Below are 19,296 nucleotides of genomic sequence, written 5' to 3'. Positions count from 1 at the left end.
GTGATAAAAGTACTACATTAATTTGGAGTAAGGTTCTATTATAATGACATAACATTTATAATTCATAAGGTTAGCTTTTAATATTTTATTTTTTATAGTGAGTGCGTTAGCTTTATCAATACAAATGAACTATTTTTAAATATAAATAAAAATTAATACATTTTATTATTTAACTATTTTCTTACATACGGCGGATAAACATATTTTTGGTATTCTTTTATGGCTAAAGGAAGGTTAAATAATTTATATGAAAAATCAAAAAAAGAGTCGTTTTTTTATTTATAGCATCATTCTTGCCGCGGTTGTTGCTGTGGGAATTTTTTGGTGGAAATCTCAAGCACCAACACTTCCTTCAGGATTTGCTCAAAGTAATGGGAGAATAGAAGCAACAGAAATCGATATTTCAACAAAGAGTCCGGGAAGAATAGACTCTATTTTAGTTCAAGAAGGTGATTTTGTTAAAGCGGGTGAAGTGTTAGCAAACATGGACACTCGAACACTTAAAGAACAACTTCATGAAGTTCAAGCTCAATTAAACCAAGCAAAAAGCAGTGTGGTCACTGCACAATCTGCATTATCACAACGTAAAAGTGAACAACTTGCAGCTCAGGCAGTTGTTCGTCAACGTATTGCGGAGCTTGATGCTGCACAAAAAAGACTTAATCGTTCTCGTGCATTAGTAAAAACTAATGCTATTTCTATTCAACAATTAGATGATGATATTGCAAGAACAGAAGGAGCAAGAGCGGCGGTTGAAGCAGCTAAAGCTCAAGAAACCGCAACCATTGCTGCAATAGAATCGGCAAAAGCGGGGATCATTCAAGCTAATACAAAAGTGGATGCTGCAACGGCAACCGAAAGACGCATCTTAGCAGAATTGGATGACAGTATTTTAAAAGCACCGCGTAATGGTCGTGTTCAGTATCGTGTCGCAGAGCCTGGTGAAGTTTTAGGCGCTGGTGGTCGTGTATTAAATATGGTCGATTTAAGTGATGTTTATATGACGTTCTTTTTACCAACAGAAGCTGCTGGTAAAGCTGCATTAGGAAGTGAAGTTCACATTATTTTAGATGCGGCACCTCATATCGTTATTCCTGCAAAAACAACCTACGTTGCTAGTGTCGCTCAATTTACACCAAAAACTGTTGAAACTGATAATGAACGATTAAAACTCATGTTTCGTGTAAGAGCGCGTATTGCACCTGAATTACTTGAAAAACATCTTGAATATGTCAAAACAGGATTACCGGGTCGTGCTTATATTAGATTAGATAATAACCAATCTTGGCCAACTGATTTAGAGGTGAAATTACCGCAATGAGTCAAACAATGAGAACGCAAAGTCATTCTCATATCATTGAATTGACTCATGTATCCCAACATTATGGCGATACCAAAGCGCTTGATGATGTGACATTGGCTATTCCTGCTGGAAAAATGGTCGGGCTAATTGGCCCAGATGGTGTAGGGAAATCGAGCTTGATCTCTCTTATTGCAGGTGCGAGAGAAATTCAAACAGGGCAAATAATTGTTTTAAACGGTGATATGAATGATGTTGAACACCGAAGAGCTGTTTGTCCTCGTATTGCTTATATGCCTCAAGGATTAGGTAAAAATCTTTATCACACACTTTCTGTTTTTGAAAATGTGGATTTTTTTGGTCGTTTATTTGGTCAATCAAAACAAGAGCGGGCAGAACGCATAAATGATTTACTTGAAAGTACGGGTTTAGCCCCATTCCGTGATAGACCCGCGGGTAAACTTTCTGGAGGAATGAAACAAAAACTGGGTTTATGTTGTGCGCTTATTCACGATCCAGAGTTACTTATTCTCGATGAACCCACTACTGGTGTTGACCCGTTATCCCGCGCGCAATTTTGGGAATTAATTAATCGTATACGTAAGCGTCAAAAAAATATGAGCGTATTAGTTGCGACTGCTTATATGGAAGAAGCTGAGCGTTTTGATTGGTTGGTTGCTATGGATGCTGGAAAAATATTAGCAACAGGTCATGCCGATGAATTAAAAGCCCAAACTCATACTGATGAACTAGAAGCTGCTTTTATCGAGTTATTGCCAGAAGAAAAAAAGAAAGATCACCAAAAAGTGATTATCCCCCCAAGAGATAAAAGTGACGATGATACTATCGCCATTGAAGCACAAGATTTAACCATGCGTTTTGGGCAATTTGTTGCAGTAGACCATGTGAGCTTTCGTATTCCTAAAGGAGAAATTTTTGGATTCTTAGGATCGAATGGTTGTGGTAAATCAACTACTATGAAAATGCTGACAGGTTTACTCGAAGCGAGTGAAGGGCGAGCTTGGTTATTTGGTCAAGAAGTTGATCCTAAAGATATCGAAACTCGTCGTCGTGTTGGCTATATGTCTCAGGCATTTTCACTTTATAGCGAATTGACTGTACGACAAAACCTTGAATTACACGCTAAGCTTTTCCATATTCCAGAAGAGGAAATTCCTCAACGTGTAAAGGAAATGAGTGAGCGTTTTAATTTAACGGATGTTGAAGAAATGATGCCCGATGGTTTGCCATTGGGTATTCGTCAGCGTTTGTCGCTCGCAGTCGCTGTTATCCATAAACCTGAAATGTTGATATTAGATGAACCAACTTCAGGGGTTGATCCCATTGCGCGAGATATGTTCTGGAATTTGATGGTTGACCTATCAAGACGTGACGGTGTCACTATTTTTATCTCAACTCACTTTATGAATGAAGCGGCACGTTGTGATCGAATGTCACTGATGCATGCTGGTAAAGTATTAGTCACAGATACCCCTGCAAATTTAGTTAAAAATAGCCAATTTGATACGCTTGAAGAAGTCTTTATTGATTACCTTAAAAAGGCATCAGGTGAACAAGAAGCACCTGAACTTGATGAAAAAAGCCTACAACTTCCAGCATCTAGTCATGAAAGTGCAGAAAAAGCGTTAAAGCAACGATTTAGCTTACGGCGTTTATTTAGTTATAGTATTCGTGAAGGTATGGAATTACGCCGAGATCCGGTACGCCTTACTTTAGCGCTATTAGGTACGGTGATCTTGATGTTTATTATGGGTTACGGTATTAGTTTAGATGTTGAAAATCTACGCTTTGGTATTATGGATAGAGATAAAACAGGGTTAAGTCAGGCATATAGCCAAAACCTTTCAGGCTCTCGTTATTTTATTGAAAAGGCACCTATCACCGATTATGACCAGTTGGAAAAGCGGTTGCGTAGTGGTGATATTACGGTTGCGATTGAAATTCCACCTAACTTTGCGCGGGATGTTGCTAAAGGTCACACTGTAAAAATAGGTGTCTGGATTGATGGTGCAATGCCTAACCGGGCTGAAACTGTTCGAGGTTATATTCAGGCAATGCATTTAACATGGATGCTTGATATGGCTATGCGTCAACCCACTAATGTGGTTGATAAATTGTCACCTATTAATATAGAAACCCGCTATCGTTATAATCCAGATGTAAAAAGTTTACCCGCCATTGTACCTGCAGTTATTCCTCTTTTATTAATGATGATCCCCGCAATGTTAAGTGCGTTAAGCGTCGTTCGTGAAAAAGAGCTGGGTTCTATTATCAACCTTTATGTTACACCTGTCACCAAAGCAGAGTTTCTGTTAGGTAAGCAATTTCCTTATATCTTATTGGGTATGTTTAACTTTTTTATGCTCTGTGCGCTTTCGGTCTTTGTGTTTGGGGTGAGTTTTAAAGGGAGTATGTTAACGCTTTCTTTAGGCGCATTGCTCTATATCACTATAGCCACTGGAATGGGATTACTCATCTCTTGCTTTATGAATAGTCAGATTGCCGCTATTTTTGGTACTTCAATTATTACCTTAATTCCAGCAACGCAATTTTCAGGAATGATTGATCCTGTTTCGTCACTGGAAGGTATAGGTAAATGGATAGGGCATATTTATCCTACATCTCACTTTTTAACTATCACAAGAGGGACATTCTCTAAGGGATTAAACCTTTTTGATTTACCTTGGTCTTTTATTCCTTTGCTTATCACTATCCCCATTGTTATTGGGTTGAGTGTCTTTTTCTTGAAAAAGCAGGAGGCTTAAATGTGGCAAACAATCCAAAATGTGTTTAATTTAGGTGTAAAAGAGCTACGTAGTTTATCTCGTGATAAAGCTATGCTAGCGTTAATTGTGTTTGCTTTTACTGTATCAATTTACTCATCAGCGACTGTTACACCTGGCTCGTTACATCACGCACCGATAGCCGTAGCTGATCAGGATAAATCACAGTTATCTGCACGTATTGTAAATAGTTTTTATATGCCTTATTTCTTACCTCCTGCCGATATTACTCCTGAACAAATTGATGGTTTTTTAGATAGAGGAACTTATACCTTTGCACTTGATATTCCGCCTAATTTTCAGCGTGATCTCTTAGCGGGTCGAAAACCTGAAATACAAGTTAATATTGATGCAACGAGAATGAGCCAAGCCTTCTTAGGTAATAGCTATATTCAAAGTATTGTAATGGGTGAAGCAAAAACTTTTTTGGCGAAAAATAGAACCAACGATCCACTGCCTGTTGATTTGGAAGTTAGAATGAGTTTTAACCCGAATCTGACACAATCTTGGTTTGGTTCTGTTATGGCAATTATCAATAATATCACTATGTTAGCGATAGTATTAACAGGAGCAGCATTAATAAGAGAACGAGAGCATGGCACTATTGAGCACTTATTGGTTATGCCTGTAACTCCCTTTGAAATAATGCTTTCTAAGATATGGTCAATGGGATTGGTTGTATTATTGGCATCAGCCATGTCGTTAGTATTAGTCGTGAAATCTTTACTTCATGTGCCTATTGAAGGTTCTATTTTATTGTTTATGTGTGGTGTTGCTTTAAGCTTATTTGCGACAACCTCGATAGGCATTTTTTTAGGAACAATGGCTCGTTCAATGCCTCAATTTGGTTTATTGATGATTATGGTATTGTTGCCATTAATTATGTTATCAGGAGGGATGACATCACGAGAAAGTATGCCTCAGTTTGTACAGGATGTAATGCAAACAATGCCAACTACACACTTTGTTAGCTTAGCTCAGGCTATTTTATATCGTGGTGCTGACTTCTCGATTGTGTGGCCACAATTCATTATCTTAATTGTTATTGGCTCTGTGTTTTTTTCATTAGCATTATTACGTTTTAGAAAAACCATTTCGGCAATGGCTTAATAAATTTAAATATTAATCGATAAATTAACCTATTTTCTTCTATTATTAAATATAGAAGGGAATAGGTTTTTTATTAATTTAATTATTTAATGTTGGTGTTTTTATTTAACGATGAGATTTCATAAATAATATTCACGAAGGTAAATAATCTATTTAAGGAAAGGCGTTAAATAAAATTCATTAACAAAGGATTTTATCCATTAATTGAATAACATAGTTTATATATTTTTATTGATTGAGTTAAATTTATTTTTAATAAGGCTAATTTTATGAGAATAATAAAGATATTAAAAAAAGTAATAGTAGAAAGGAAATTTAATAAAGAATAAAAAATTGGCATAGATATAATGGATGTTAAACCAATTAGAGATAATTTGTTATTTTGGCATCAACGTTTTTTAGATAATAAAACTGGTTTAACAATAGATAGAAGTAAACAGCATTTTGTTTTTAATCCTGATGGTGTTTTATTAAATATAGACATAAAGTCGGATATACACGCTTAGAATCACAACCTAATGGTAATGCAACAACTAAAGGTCAATCTGTGATACTCAAAGAGAACAGTAAAATGATGGTGGGTTTTTGGCTAACCAACAGCGTCCCTGATGACACCTTAATGCTAAGAGACTGCCTAAACGAACCATAGACTATTTTTAGGAATAGTCACTGAAACATAAGATAATAATAGAAATAACTTGCGAAACTTTGCCTTGCGTTAGATTTATTACATTTCCCTTTGAAAAGTTATGTACATCCGCACTATAAAAGATAAGATTTTCTTATTGGTTTTTAATTTATTAGTTTCTGGCAAGGGTGGAAACTAATCGAGAGAAAACACATTAAATCACTCATTCTGTTTTTTTATCATTGCTATAACTTAAGAGGTTAAATATGTCATCTACACTTAAGCTTAATGATGGTTTATCTGATATCGGTGCGATAATACATTATGGTATCAGTCAGATCCCAGTGGTCGGAGGTGTGCTAAGCACCATTTTGGGCCTTTTATGGCCAACAGATAAGGAAGATATATGGAGCACGATTAAACAGGAAGTACAAAGCCTTATTAATGAAGATATTCAAGAGGACGACTGGAATCGCCTTGTGGCCGCAGTAAATGAGCTTCAGGATAAAGTATCATTTATCAATGACCAGTTAATTAATGCTCAGTATGATACTGCTGGCCCTGAACTGATGACAGTGGTTGTAGATATAATTGGAATTGAAGAAAACTTCAAAATAAAAGGGACTAATTTCAAATATGCATTTGCTCCACTTTTTGTCGCCGCTATGAATTTAAAAATTGCCTTATATCTTGAAGGGATTAAATACTCTAATGAATTAGGATTAAGTCAAGATCAAGTTAATCAATTAAAGTCATTGCTTCAATCTGATGTTCAAAGCTCCAAGAGTTATTTATCTCCAATAAATTCGGCAATAGGCAGTACTTATCTTAACAACATACAGACCTACTTTAGTGTTAAGTTATATTATGAAACAAGCGTGTCTTTATTTAATGAATTATGGTCAGGGGATTATGAAGACTATAATGCGCCTGCACCGCTGGAAAATTACTACGTTCCAGTCATGGCAGCTGGATCTTTCTATAAGCTTATAAGCCTAGACGGGCAAAATTTCTCAGTGCCTATGGCATTTGCTGAAGTAGCTGATAACTCAATGATGCCTTCTACAAACATCCAGGGATCTTTATATCAGGACCCGACATCTTATCCAGATGGCTATATTAATTTTATCGATGTTTATACAGACCTGTCAGTGTCACATCGAACTACTGGGTTAATGTTTACCTGTAGTGGGTCTGATGAACAATATGAAATGGGTATGACGCCAAATAACAATTACTCATTTAATGTTGGACAAAACAAAATGAGTATTAATGTTGATGGTGGTGAGTTTATTAATCAGGTGTCCGTGAGAGCGGAATCTTTTGTTTCACAAATTGAGTTTACCACTAATCTTAATAATACAATGGTAGCAGGTCAGCATCCTGATGATGACTCTATACAAGAAGTCACTTTAGTCAGCCCATTTTCAATTAACTCCATGTATGTGGTCTCTGATGTTGCAGGATATATACAATCATCTGGCCATCAAATGTGCGGGATAGCGATTTCAGCAATATATAATAATGAACTTGCGATGCAATATGTCAGTAGTCTATATAAAAACAGTTAAGGATACGCGTTATGTCGACTAATTATGTTATTCAACCTTTGGAAACAGTTACAGTATGGGACGATGCTGAGCCTATCATTCCAACAGTTACTAAAAGTGTAATTGTTACTAATAATGGCGAAACGAAATTAGAAGTTGTGAATTACTGGGCACCACCATCACATGTTTTTTATCCCGATACCACATATTGGGTTGAACCCAATGACACGATTATGGTTCAAGCACCCGAACGATCATTTTACTACTACAGAGTTAATGTAACTAACTCGGATGATACCAAAGTGGGTGCGGCTATCGTTGAAATTTTAGATTAGCATTTACTTGATGGTCAGGTGAGATCTTACGTGAGTTAGGTATGTATATATTGTATAAACAAGAAAATTGATTAATTGATAGATTAACCTTAATTTTTTCTAATAACCTTTAGTTAAGGCATAAATCGATAGCCGATCCCCGTTTCTGTCATTAAATGCACTGGACATGCGGGATCGGTTTCTAGTTTTTGGCGTAAATGTCCCATATAAATGCGCAAATAGTGACTGTGTTCAACGAAATTAGGTCCCCAAACATGTTGCATTAAATGCCGTTGAGTAAGTACTTTACCGCTGTTATTAACCAATTCGCTTAGCAAACGAAACTCTGTTGGTGTTAAATGAACGGGTTCATTTTGACGAGTAACAATACGATTAACCCAATCAATTGTAATATCGCCAAACGTAAATTGTGTGCTCTGTGTTTCTTGTTTAACAAAACGGCGTAGTGATGCTCTGACTCTGGCTAGTAGTTCACTGATGCCAAAGGGTTTAGTCAGATAGTCGTCCGCTCCTGCATCAAGCGCTTTCACTTTCTCTTGTTCCGAATCTCGCGCTGAAAGTACGATAACGGGTGTACTACTCCATTGGCGAAAGTCTTGAATAAAACACAGCCCATCTTTATCAGGTAAACCCAGATCAAGAATAACTAAATCAGGTTTTCTTGATGCGGCTTCAATTAACCCACGTTGACATTCATTGGCTTCATAAACACGAAATCCTTCGTTCTCTAAAGCCAGCCGAACAAAGCGTAAGATCTCTTTTTCATCTTCAATAATTAAAATGTTATATGGAGTCACTGTTTTATTTCAATCTCATCAATATCAGGGAGTGGTTTTAAAGGTAAAACAAAGTGGAAACTTGCTCCACCTTTTTTATGGTTTTCAGACAAATTAAGGTTTTCAGCCCAGATTTCACCTTCATGTAAGCGAATAATCGCGCTACATATTGCTAGACCTAATCCAACACCAGGAATTGCGGATTCTTTTACTGCGCGTGAAAATTTATTAAAAATAAGTTGTAGTTGGTCAGTTGGAATACCATCGCCTTCATCCCACACTTCAACATGAATTTTAGAAGCTTCAATATAGGCTCTTACTCCAATTTTTGTGCTTGATGTTGTATATTTCACTGCATTTTCAAGTAAGTTCGTGATAACTCGTTCAATTAAATTACCATCGCAATAGAGCAATAAATCAGCGGAAATATCAATTTCTAATGGATGTTTATCAAGTAAATAAGAGAGAGAACGAATGGCACTTCCTGTAATTTCTTGCAACGAATTCCATTGTAAATTCACTTGAATGCCGCCAGATTGAATACGTGCCATATCAAGTAAATTATTGACCAAGCGTGAGGTGGTAAGGATCTGTTGTCGAATTTGGCTAACTTGTTCTGTATGAGATGAACCTTCAGCGCTTAAATCGAGAAGTAAAATCTCTGATTGTCCAAAAAGAACAGTAAGCGGTGTTTTTAAATCATGAGAAAGCGCAGCCAATAATGCATTTCTTAATTGTTCTCGTTCGATGTTAATTCGAGATTGTTCTGCAATTTCAGCCTGTTGTAATCGCTCGAGTGCATTAGCAATCAAACCATTAAAAGTTTGCAATAGCTGCTGTTGTTCAGGGATCAGCAGTTGGCGAAGATTATTCGGTTCAATCGCTAAAATAGCTAAAACTTGTTGAGATGCCGTAATCGGATGCAATTGATAAGGCACACTTGGTAGAGTATCTGTGCCTGCACCAGCAATTTGGTCTTTATCACAGCACCAACGTGCAATTGCATTATCAATAGGCAAATGCCCCATACCTTGCGCATAAAAAGGTGTTAATTCACCTTGTTTGTTGGGAAGCAATAAGCAAACTTTGGCATCAAACGCACTTGATAAAAAATGGTAACTGGTACGAACAACGTCTTGTAACGTTACCGCTCGACCCAGTTCTCTTGTCATTTCAAATAAGTGGCGAGTGCGTTGTTCTCGATAACGGGCGACACGAGTTTGATAACGCATACCCGCAGTTAAATTACCGACCACTAATCCTACAATAAGCATGACGGTGAAAGTGATCAAATACTGCATGTCGAGTACAGCGAGCGAAAAGTGGGGCTGTACAAAAAATAAGTCAAAACTAATGACATTGATTAATGCTGCAAAAATAGAAGGGCGACGACCAAAAAAGAGTGCAATTAATACAACACCCAATAAATAGAGTGTCACTAAATTGGCTTTATCAAGTGCTAATAGAAATGTGCGAGAGAATAAGGTGATCGCTAAACATAATCCAATCGCTGTTAAATAGCCTTTTATTTCTTGTCGCCATTTATCGTTTTGCAGTGGTGCTGTTTTGGTTTTATAACGAATGTCCTCATCATTGAGAGCAACACTAATAACATGGAGATCAGGTGCATAACGTGCTAATTTTTCTGCAAAACGCATCCGTATCCAGCGTTTTAACCATTGCCATTTTTGGTAAGCACGTTGACCAATAATCACTTTTCCAAGATTATGCTCTCTGGCGTAGCGGATCACCGCTTTTTCAGCTTGGTTATCAGAAAGGATCGCGGTTCTTGCACCTAGATGTTGTGCCAGTTTTAGCGAGTGCAAAATAGCTCGGCGTTTATGCTCTCCAATTTGATGAAGTTTAGGGGTTTCAACATAAATAGCATGCCATTGGCAACCAAAGGCGGCAGCATAACGCGCTGCCGTGCGAACTAATTTGTCGTTACCGCCATGAGCACCAAGGCATACCATCAGACTATCTGTGGTGTGCCAAACAGGAGCTGTTCCTTGGCTATCTCGAAACTCTTTAACTTGTGTATCAACTCTATCTGCCATACGGCGTAAAGCTAATTCTCGTAGTGCGATTAAATTACCTTTACGAAAAAAGTGTTCGATGGCACGTTCTGCTTGTCCAGCTAGATATACTTTGCCTTCATGCAAACGTTGTTGTAGATCATCAGGCGGTAAATCCACCATAACCACTTCATCAGCACTATCAAAAATATAGTCAGGGATCGTCTCTTGGACACGAATTCCTGTAATACTTCCCACGATATCATTAAGACTTTCAATGTGTTGCACATTTATTGTGGCAAGTACATCAATACCTGCATCCAACAGCTCTTCCACATCTTGCCAACGCTTAGGATGCCGGCATTTATGAGGGTTACTAAATGCCAGCTCATCCATTAAGATCACCGCTGGGTGTCTGGCTAATGCGGCATCTAAATCAAATGCGACAAGCTTTCTACCATGATGATGAATACGTTGTGGCGGCAATAAAGGTAATCCGTGAAGTAATGCCGCCGTTTCTTGTCTTTGGTGTGTTTCGACAACACCAGCAAGCACATCAATACCTTGCTGGTGGAGGCGCTGAGCTTCTTGCAGCATGGTGTAAGTTTTCCCTACGCCTGCACAAGCCCCAAAAAATATTTTTAGTCGTCCACGAGTTGTTGTTCGCGTTGATGCGAGTAAATCATCGGGTGAGGGACGTTGCCATTGTTGGTCATGTTCCATTTTATTGAACACTCACTCTTTTGTGTTTTTCGGCACTTAATCTATCAAGTGCCTGATTAAGCTTAAAGACATTAATCACGGGCTCACCTAAAAATGAGATTAATGGTGTTATCGTATTCTCTTTTATTAATTGCTTAATTTCATCTTTAGTGAGTTGACGCGAGTGTGCAATATTTTCAACTTGGTAATAGGCCGCTTGTAATGAAATATGAGGATCAAGTCCACTCCCTGATGCGGTCACTAAATCAACAGGAACAGCCTGATCATTATCAACCGCTTTTTGCCACATTTGAACGCGTTTCGTGACTTCATTAAGCAATAATGGATTTGAAGATGCTAATTGGCTAGCGCCTGATGCCATGCTGTTATAGGGCATTTCTGCTGTTATTGATGGACGACTTTTAAAATAATCATCTCGCGTAAATTGTTGCCCAATCAGTTCAGAGCCAATAAGTTTATTATCTTGATAGATCCGCGAGCCATTCGCTTGCCATGGAAAAATAAGGTTAGCTAATCCTGTAACAAGCAAAGGATAAGCCAGCCCAGTTATTAGTGTGAGTAATAATAACATTACTAATGATGATCGAAATAGATGCATAGAGAACTCCTTAAAACCCGATAAACGCTAAGAGCATATCGATGATTTTAATACCAATAAAAGGGACTAATAATCCGCTGATCCCGTATAAAGAGAGATTTCGGCGCAATAATGAATGCGCTGAAACAGGGCGATAATGCACACCTTTAAGGGCAAGAGGGATCAAGAAGACAATAATTAAGGCATTAAAAATAACCGCAGATAACATTGCAGATGCTGGTGAATGTAAATTCATGACATTAAGCATGTTGAGCTGTGGATAGGTGACAGCGAAAGCCGCAGGAATAATGGCGAAGTATTTAGCGATATCGTTAGAAATACTAAATGTCGTTAAAGCACCTCGTGTCATTAGCATTTGTTTACCAATATGCACAACTTCGATTAATTTTGTTGGATTAGAGTCTAAATCGACCATATTTCCCGCTTCTTTGGCAGCTTGAGTGCCTGAATTCATGGCAACAGCGACATCCGCTTGCGCTAAGGCTGGGGCATCATTAGTACCGTCACCCGTCATTGCGACTAATCGACCTTCTGATTGATATTGGCGAATTAATGCCAGTTTTGCTTCAGGTGTTGCTTCAGCCAGAAAATCATCAACACCAGATTCTGCTGCGATAGCCGCCGCTGTAAGATGATTATCACCAGTGATCATGACGGTTTTTATACCCATTTGGCGAAGTTGAGCAAAGCGCTCTTTAATTCCACCTTTCACAATATCTTTAAGCTCAACAACACCTAAGATTTTCTGATTTTCAACCACCACCAGCGGTGTTCCTCCGGATCTCGCTACTTGCTCAACTATCGCGGTGACTTCATCAGGAAAATGGCCGTGACTGACTTCAATATGGCGACGAATAGCATCAACGGAACCTTTGCGGATCAAGCGCTCACCTAAATTGACACCACTCATTCTTGTCATTGCAGAGAAGGGAATAAAAGAAGCTCCAATTGACGCTAAATCACGTTCGCGCAAATTAAAACGCTGTTTAGCGAGGATCACAATACTTCTGCCTTCGGGTGTTTCATCTGCAAGCGAGCTTAATTGCGCTGCATCAGCAAGTTGTTTTTCGCTAATACCCGAAAGAGGAATAAAACGAGACGCTTGACGGTTACCAAGTGTAATCGTGCCTGTTTTATCAAGAAGTAAAACATCAACATCACCGGCGGCTTCAACAGCACGCCCACTGGTTGCAATCACATTGGCATCTAACATACGGCTCATTCCCGCCACACCAATTGATGAAAGCAAGCCGCCAATCGTTGTGGGAATAAGACACACCAACAAAGCAATTAAAGTGACAACAGAGATAACCTCACCATGACCTTGAAACTCGACAGCAAACACACTAAATGGATAGAGTGTTATACAAGCCAATAAGAAAATCAGCGTCAGTGCAGTTAATAAGATGGTCAAAGCAACTTCATTCGGCGTCTTTCTACGCTTTGCACCTTCTACCATTCCAATCATGCGGTCGAGAAATGAATTACCTGCCTCAGCAGTGCAGCGAATAATCAGCCAATCTGACAATACTCGAGTGCCACCAGTCACAGAAGAAAAATCACCACCTGATTCACGAATAACAGGTGCTGATTCACCCGTGATCGCACTTTCATCAACAGAAGCACCACCTTCAATGACTTCACCATCACAAGGAATAGTTTCGCCCGCGTTGACTAAAACGATATCACCTTTATGCAATGAGAAAGAGTCAACGGTTTCTTTCGAGGCATTAATGTCTGCATGATGTAAACGTATCGCTTTTGATTGTTGTTTAGCACCACGTAAGCTAGCAGCTTGTGCTTTGCTTCGACTTTCTGCTAATGATTCAGCGAAATTGGCAAATAGCAATGTCACCCATAACCAAAACATGACTTGTGAAGTAAAGTGATTATCATCAGGAAGATAACCTAACAGCGAAGCAATCCAAATTCCGGTAGTTAAGAGCGCACCAATATAAACAATAAACATAATGGGGTTATGCCATTGCGCTTGAGGCGTACATTTTTTTATCGCATCAAAGAAAGCCGATATCACGGTTTTTCTGTCAAATAGTTGAGTTTTTTTCATGATACGTTTCCTTATTTAGCCCAGAACAGCTGTAAGTGTTCTGCAATAGGGCCAAGTGCTAATGCCGGAACAAAAGTCAAAGCGCCGATCATTAATACAGTGAGGATCAATAACAAAATAAATAGCGGTGAAGTGGTAGAGAGTGTTGCCAAGCTTTCTGGCTGACGCTTTTTCACGGCTAAACTACCTGCGATAGCTAAAACAGGTAACATGACACCAAAGCGACCAATTAACATGGAAAGCCCTAATAATAGATTGTAAAAAGGTGAGGTGGCATTAAGTCCGGCAAAAGCACTACCGTTATTATTAGCAGCAGAAGTAAAGGCATATAATACTTCACTAAAGCCATGAGGACCTGGATTTAAAATGGCTTCACGACCAACATCAGTAAATAAGGCGAGGGTTGTACCTAATAAAACAATGGCAGGAGAAATTAAAATAGCAACCGCTACCCATTTCATTTCGGCAACACCAATCTTTTTACCAAGGTATTCAGGTGCTCTACCAACCATTAATCCAGCGATAAAGACAGCTAATAAAACATAGAGGATCATGCCGTAAAATCCTGATCCTACACCACCAAATACCACTTCTCCTGTTTGCATTAACCACATTGGCACCATGCCACCTAAAGCGGTTAATGAGTCATGCATGGCATTAACTGCACCACAAGATGCTGCTGTTGTGACAGCAACAAAAATAGCACTACCTATTATGCCAAAGCGCGTTTCTTTGCCTTCCATATTCAGTGAGCTATCTGTACCAGCAAAGATAAATTCTGGATTTCCTTGCCATTCAGCCCAAGTGACCACAATAACAGCAACAATAAAAATTAACGTCATAGCCCAAAGTAAGGTATGACCTTGGCGTTGTGCTCCACTTAAACGACCAAAGGCAAAACATAAGGCAGTAGGAATAAGAAATATGGCAAGTATCTGCAAGAAGTTACTTAATGATGTTGGATTTTCGTAAGGATGGGCAGAGTTTGCCGCAAAATAGCCACCGCCATTTGTTCCTAATAATTTAATGGCTTCTTGAGAAGCAACTGGCCCCATAGGTAACCATTGTTGTTGACCATCAAGACCTTGGCTTAATACCGCTGGGTGAAAGTTTTGTATTACCCCTTGGCTGACAAATAACAGTGACCAAACAATTGATAAAGGAAGTAGGACATATAATGTAATGCGCCCAATATCGACCCATGCATTCCCTAATGAGGTACAAGAGGACTGTGTTAGCGCTCTAATTAAAACAAAAGCGACAGCAATGCCCGTTGTTGCAGATAAGAAGTTTTGCACAGCAAGCCCTGTCATTTGGCTTAAATAACTCACTGCGGTTTCACCACTGTAAGCTTGCCAATTAGTATTAGTGATAAAGCTAATTGTGGTATTTAACGCTAAATCCCAATTCATATTAGATGCAAATTGAGGATTTAAAGGTAAATAGCCTTGGTTAAGCAGTATGACAAATAATAGAATTGCGCCCATTAAGTTAAAAATAAGTAGGGCAAGCATATAGTGATACCAGCTCATCGGCTGGATTGTTTTTCCTGCGGGCTTAAAACCACAACAACGCCAAATAACATGTTCGGTTTGAGTAACCCAATGAGGTAAGTCACCTTCGATAAGGCGAGCTAAATAATGCCCAAGCATTTTCCCTATCACTAATAATGTGATCAGAAAAATAGCAAGATATATCAACATCGTTGTTGCCATTTTTAAAATGCCTCTGCGTTAAATAACACATAGATAAGATAAGCAGTGAGCAAAACAACTAACGTCACAGCACCGAATATCAGCATCAGAACAATCCTTTTACTATTTAGATTGAGTGAGCGTACTGAATGGGCTGTAAAGATGTTGATAAAAGAGCAGTGATAAGTGTAAAAAAAGTATAAAAATGGGGGGGCATAACAATGATATAAGAAAGAAATTATTACAAATAAACTTTGATAATTCATTTAATATAAAATAATGGATAATTAACAACTTGAATTAATATAAATGTAATTAGATTAATTAATATGACAATATTATTTTTATAATGCATTGTTTCGCCCTCGACTTTATTTTCAATAAAATAAAGAATTATTTAAGTTCATTATTCCATTATATAAAGAGTTATTATGTCTGAAAATACTTCTATTCGCGACAAAGCCTTGCTTTACCATTTGACATGTCTAGATAATTTACCAAATATCCTAGAAACAGGATTGCGCTCAAGAGCTTCACTGCGTGATGGTTTTATTGATGTAGCTGATGGCAATATAATACAAGGTAGAGAGGCAAAAACACTTGAACAAATGGTGCCATTCCACTTTTTTGCTGGTAATCCATTTGATGGTCGCGTATTGGTTGACAATAAACATCTTGATTTTTGCGTTATAACTGTTCACCGTAATTTAGCTAAAAATAATAATTGGAAAATAATTCCGGCACATCCTTTAGCGTCAGAGGGAGTGGATATAATGAGCTATGATGAAGGTATGGAAGCCATAAATTGGGAGTTATTAGATAAAAGAGATTATAAAGATACAACGTGTAAACTTGTTTGTATGGCTGAGTGTCTTTCCCCTGACACTGTTCTTGCAAGTTCTTTTTTCAATATTTATGTAAAAGATGCTATTATGGAAGGTGTTGTGAGAGACTTGTTGAGAAAAAATAAGTTAAATATACATGTCAATATTATGGAACATTTCTGCGTAAAAAAATGATTATATATTCTTCTGGTGATATTTTTGAATCGAATACAACCGCATTAGTTAATGCGGTTAACTGCCAAGGTGTAATGGGTAAAGGCATTGCCTATCAATTCAAAGAAAAATTCCCGAAAAATTTTATAAATTATAAAACCGCTTGTGATGAAAATAGATTTAAGATTGGCAATATTCTTATTACTAGTGAAAAAGGAAAATTAATTGTTAATTTTCCTACAAAAGACGAATGGCGCAAAAAATCACAATATGAATATATCGAAAAAGGGCTGTTAACTTTAAAAGAAGAAATAATAAAAAGAGAAATTAATTCAATAGCATTACCACCATTAGGTTGTGGCAATGGCGGATTGGATTGGAATAGAGTAGAAGAACTCATTATAAATATATTTTCAGATTTAGAAAATGTTGATATTTTATTATATGCACCAATAACAAAAAATATAGGTTCTAAAGATAAAACTCTATTAAATATAGAACATTTAATTGTACTCTATGCTATGTCTCATCTTAAAGATAAAAAAAGATATAGCTTAAATACATTATTTTATTTATGTCAAAAACTATCGGGTTATAACTCTTTTAATTTTAGTGTTGTTTACGGTAGAGCTTATTCAAATGCTCTTGATGTTATTACAAATGATCTTAGAAATTTAAAAGAAAAACAAGGTGTTAATTTTGATTCTTTTATAGATAATTATATTAATACTCATATATCAAAAAAAATGGAAAATGAGTTTAAAAAAGCAGTTCCAAAACTCAAAACTTATATTGAATTACTTAATGAGTTAGATGGAAAAGATGAGTTTTCAGAACTAATTAATATAGTTGAAATTATTTCTAATAAAGATATTTTTACTTCCATTCTTTTGGAAAATAACGACGTTAAAAAAATGATAATCGAAAAAATGATTAATATAGGGTTTATCCAAGAGAATATATTAGGTCAATATGAATTTAACTATAATTTGAAGTAATATTATAAAAAAACCAGCCATTAAGGCTGGTCTATTAATAACGTTATTTTGTCACTAACAAAACAATTGCTTTTCAGCAGGGCTGACATTTAACAAAGATTGCCAGTTTTTTAATGTTAATGTCGCCAGCATGGCTAAACCTTCATAATATGGGAATGCGCCTTGCAGAGATAACTTCTCTAAATAACGATAAGCCCATGGCAGAAGGTGTTCTGCTAATAGCTCATTTAGTTTTTCAGGGCGAGTTTCTGCAATCCATGCCACCATCATCACCATTAAACCAAAATGATCTTCCGGCTCGTTTTGAGTTAACGCAATATCAATGCCATTTTCTAGCATCCATTCACGTAGATCTAATGTTGAATTACCGAATAATACATTTTCATGATCAAGGTAAACAGAGCCCCAAGGTGGCGCCGGCAGTGCGTAAGGGCCAACAAATAAACGTTGATATGCCTGTGCTAAAGTTTCTTCCGCTAATGCCGTTTGTGAAAGAAGGCTAGCAATGCGTTGCTTTTCTTCATCACTGCCATAAGGCCATTCTTCAACCCACTTTTGACTAGACAGCAGCTCGACAATGTCACTTTTCTCAGTAGGTGCATAATAAAAAGCCGCGCCTAAAATACGGGCCGTAAGAGAAATATCAGTAATAAGTTGTTGTTCCATAATATTTTTATAATCCGCTTAGATTTATTGTCTATACTATATGCGATTTTCTATCTAAACATAATGACGAAGATTAAAAAAGAGCGATACCGTAATATAAAAGGAAAACCGCCATAACAGATAAAAAGAGTGTGCTTTTTAACTATTACAGCGGTTTAGCAGGGTGAGAAATTAATTAACCCACTACTGCCATGCCGACAGTCATATGTAAACCATAGAACACACCGCGTCCTATAAACTCACCAGCAAACACTAAAATAAAGCCCAATGCTAACAAAGCAATCGAAGGGTTATTTTTACGTAACAGTGGGGCAATCCAACAACTCAAGCCTAAGACTAAAGCCACTAATTTAATACCCATCAAAGCACCATAGTTAGGGACTAAATCCACCGCTTTTTGCACAGAGGTTTGAATAGAACCTAATTCAAAACCTTGTGATGTTGCCACAATAGCACTCACAAGAATGGCGATAACACTGAGTAATGGCAATGCACTGACACAGTTTAGATTAAAACCTGCAATACGCATTAAGAGTGCCGCTAAAATAGGGCCACCGATAAAGGCTGTTAGCACAAAATTAAATGTGGTATAGCTGTTATACCAAGTCGGAACAGTATCAATTTGGTATACACGAGAGATAGCCGTAATAAATAATGCAGCTAATACCATAACCAGTGCGACCCATAATTTGCCTAATACAGCAGGCATTTTATTAAATACAGCCAGTAACCAGTAAATACCACCCAGTGCAAAGAAAATAGAACCGCTAGCAATTTCATTACTTAATGATGAGTGACCCAAACGAAGTAATGAGTTAAATGCGCGTAATGGGGTTCCCATATGCATCATGGATAATAAGAAGCCAATACCCATTAATGCCCAGAGTCCAAACATGCTGTAATGCACTTTTTGGTTCATTTCTGCGGAAAGCTTACCCGAAAGGATAGCGCACCCCATAATAATAAAGGCACCCGCAACACTTTGGCCGATAACAGTAAAAAACATTAGTGGCCATTCATGCAATCCCACCAT

At 37.6% G+C, this 19,296-nt stretch carries 14 protein-coding genes; 7 read left to right on the top strand and 7 right to left on the bottom strand.

The window, feature by feature from the left end:
* The first annotated feature begins 247 nt into the window (after positions 1-247).
* From ACWPWK_RS00985 to ACWPWK_RS00965, 5 genes are all read left to right on the top strand, one after another.
* Complete coding sequence (locus ACWPWK_RS00985; protein ID WP_109372289.1) at positions 248-1,321, top strand: HlyD family secretion protein; 1,074 nt, start codon at positions 248-250, stop codon at positions 1,319-1,321.
* A gap of 8 nt (positions 1,322-1,329) precedes the next feature.
* Entirely contained in the window at positions 1,330-4,086 is a 2,757-nt protein-coding gene (gene rbbA, locus ACWPWK_RS00980; RefSeq protein ID WP_196564148.1) for a ribosome-associated ATPase/putative transporter RbbA, read from the top strand.
* Positions 4,087-5,214, top strand: coding sequence for an ABC transporter permease (locus ACWPWK_RS00975; RefSeq protein ID WP_109372291.1), 1,128 nt, complete (start codon positions 4,087-4,089; stop codon positions 5,212-5,214).
* Between the two features lie 894 nt (positions 5,215-6,108).
* Positions 6,109-7,413, top strand: coding sequence for an insecticidal delta-endotoxin Cry8Ea1 family protein (locus tag ACWPWK_RS00970; RefSeq protein ID WP_109372292.1), 1,305 nt, complete (start codon positions 6,109-6,111; stop codon positions 7,411-7,413).
* Positions 7,414-7,424: 11 nt separating this feature from the next.
* The gene (locus ACWPWK_RS00965) at positions 7,425-7,727 is read left to right on the top strand and encodes a hypothetical protein (protein ID WP_100158295.1); all 303 of its coding nucleotides are present in this window, start codon (positions 7,425-7,427) and stop codon (positions 7,725-7,727) included.
* 113 nt (positions 7,728-7,840) lie between these two features.
* Here ACWPWK_RS00965 and kdpE read toward each other — a convergent pair whose 3' ends face one another.
* The 5 genes from kdpE to kdpA are packed head-to-tail and all read right to left on the bottom strand — an operon-like array spanning position 7,841 to position 15,622.
* A complete protein-coding gene (gene kdpE, locus ACWPWK_RS00960; RefSeq protein ID WP_109372293.1) occupies positions 7,841-8,524 on the bottom strand; it encodes a two-component system response regulator KdpE in 684 nt (227 codons plus the stop codon).
* Positions 8,521-11,241: a two-component system sensor histidine kinase KdpD gene (gene kdpD, locus ACWPWK_RS00955; protein WP_109372294.1), complete on the bottom strand. Its 2,721-nt coding sequence runs from the start codon at positions 11,239-11,241 to the stop codon at positions 8,521-8,523. The genes kdpE and kdpD overlap by 4 nt, the downstream gene beginning before the upstream one ends.
* A gap of 1 nt (position 11,242) precedes the next feature.
* Complete coding sequence (gene kdpC, locus ACWPWK_RS00950) at positions 11,243-11,839, bottom strand: potassium-transporting ATPase subunit KdpC (RefSeq protein WP_109372295.1); 597 nt, start codon at positions 11,837-11,839, stop codon at positions 11,243-11,245.
* A 10-nt stretch (positions 11,840-11,849) separates the two neighbouring features.
* The gene (gene kdpB, locus ACWPWK_RS00945) at positions 11,850-13,907 is read right to left on the bottom strand and encodes a potassium-transporting ATPase subunit KdpB (protein ID WP_109372296.1); all 2,058 of its coding nucleotides are present in this window, start codon (positions 13,905-13,907) and stop codon (positions 11,850-11,852) included.
* A gap of 11 nt (positions 13,908-13,918) precedes the next feature.
* Entirely contained in the window at positions 13,919-15,622 is a 1,704-nt protein-coding gene (gene kdpA / locus ACWPWK_RS00940; protein ID WP_109372297.1) for a potassium-transporting ATPase subunit KdpA, read from the bottom strand.
* 410 nt (positions 15,623-16,032) lie between these two features.
* Here kdpA and ACWPWK_RS00935 point away from each other — a divergent pair, with 410 nt between their 5' ends.
* Together ACWPWK_RS00935 and ACWPWK_RS00930 are read left to right on the top strand one after the other, a co-directional pair.
* A complete protein-coding gene (locus tag ACWPWK_RS00935) occupies positions 16,033-16,620 on the top strand; it encodes a DarT ssDNA thymidine ADP-ribosyltransferase family protein (protein ID WP_109372298.1) in 588 nt (195 codons plus the stop codon).
* Positions 16,617-17,597 (top strand): macro domain-containing protein, encoded by a 981-nt coding sequence (locus ACWPWK_RS00930; protein ID WP_109372299.1) that lies wholly within the window; start codon positions 16,617-16,619, stop codon positions 17,595-17,597. Before ACWPWK_RS00935 ends, ACWPWK_RS00930 begins: the two co-directional genes overlap by 4 nt.
* A 54-nt stretch (positions 17,598-17,651) precedes the next feature.
* Here the strand turns inward: ACWPWK_RS00930 and dmsD are convergent, their stop codons facing one another.
* Together dmsD and ACWPWK_RS00920 are read right to left on the bottom strand one after the other, a co-directional pair.
* Positions 17,652-18,263 (bottom strand): Tat proofreading chaperone DmsD, encoded by a 612-nt coding sequence (dmsD, locus tag ACWPWK_RS00925; RefSeq protein ID WP_109372300.1) that lies wholly within the window; start codon positions 18,261-18,263, stop codon positions 17,652-17,654.
* Positions 18,264-18,438: 175 nt separating this feature from the next.
* A complete protein-coding gene (locus ACWPWK_RS00920; RefSeq protein ID WP_109372301.1) occupies positions 18,439-19,296 on the bottom strand; it encodes a DmsC/YnfH family molybdoenzyme membrane anchor subunit in 858 nt (285 codons plus the stop codon).

The sequence above is a fragment of the Proteus sp. Marseille-Q3619 genome, from assembly GCF_965283115.1.
This window is presented reverse-complemented; position numbering and strand designations above follow the sequence as displayed.

Coding starts and splice junctions, on each gene's coding strand:
- ACWPWK_RS00930 (WP_109372299.1), top strand. CDS start 16,617: ATGATTATATATTCTTCTGGTGATATTTTTGAATCGAATACAACCGCA.
- rbbA (WP_196564148.1), top strand. CDS start 1,330: ATGAGAACGCAAAGTCATTCTCATATCATTGAATTGACTCATGTATCC.
- ACWPWK_RS00975 (WP_109372291.1), top strand. CDS start 4,087: ATGTGGCAAACAATCCAAAATGTGTTTAATTTAGGTGTAAAAGAGCTA.
- ACWPWK_RS00965 (WP_100158295.1), top strand. CDS start 7,425: ATGTCGACTAATTATGTTATTCAACCTTTGGAAACAGTTACAGTATGG.
- ACWPWK_RS00985 (WP_109372289.1), top strand. CDS start 248: ATGAAAAATCAAAAAAAGAGTCGTTTTTTTATTTATAGCATCATTCTT.
- ACWPWK_RS00935 (WP_109372298.1), top strand. CDS start 16,033: ATGTCTGAAAATACTTCTATTCGCGACAAAGCCTTGCTTTACCATTTG.
- kdpC (WP_109372295.1), bottom strand. CDS start 11,839: ATGCATCTATTTCGATCATCATTAGTAATGTTATTATTACTCACACTA.
- kdpB (WP_109372296.1), bottom strand. CDS start 13,907: ATGAAAAAAACTCAACTATTTGACAGAAAAACCGTGATATCGGCTTTC.
- ACWPWK_RS00920 (WP_109372301.1), bottom strand. CDS start 19,296: ATGGTGGGATTGCATGAATGGCCACTAATGTTTTTTACTGTTATCGGC.
- kdpD (WP_109372294.1), bottom strand. CDS start 11,241: ATGGAACATGACCAACAATGGCAACGTCCCTCACCCGATGATTTACTC.
- ACWPWK_RS00970 (WP_109372292.1), top strand. CDS start 6,109: ATGTCATCTACACTTAAGCTTAATGATGGTTTATCTGATATCGGTGCG.
- dmsD (WP_109372300.1), bottom strand. CDS start 18,263: ATGGAACAACAACTTATTACTGATATTTCTCTTACGGCCCGTATTTTA.
- kdpA (WP_109372297.1), bottom strand. CDS start 15,622: ATGGCAACAACGATGTTGATATATCTTGCTATTTTTCTGATCACATTA.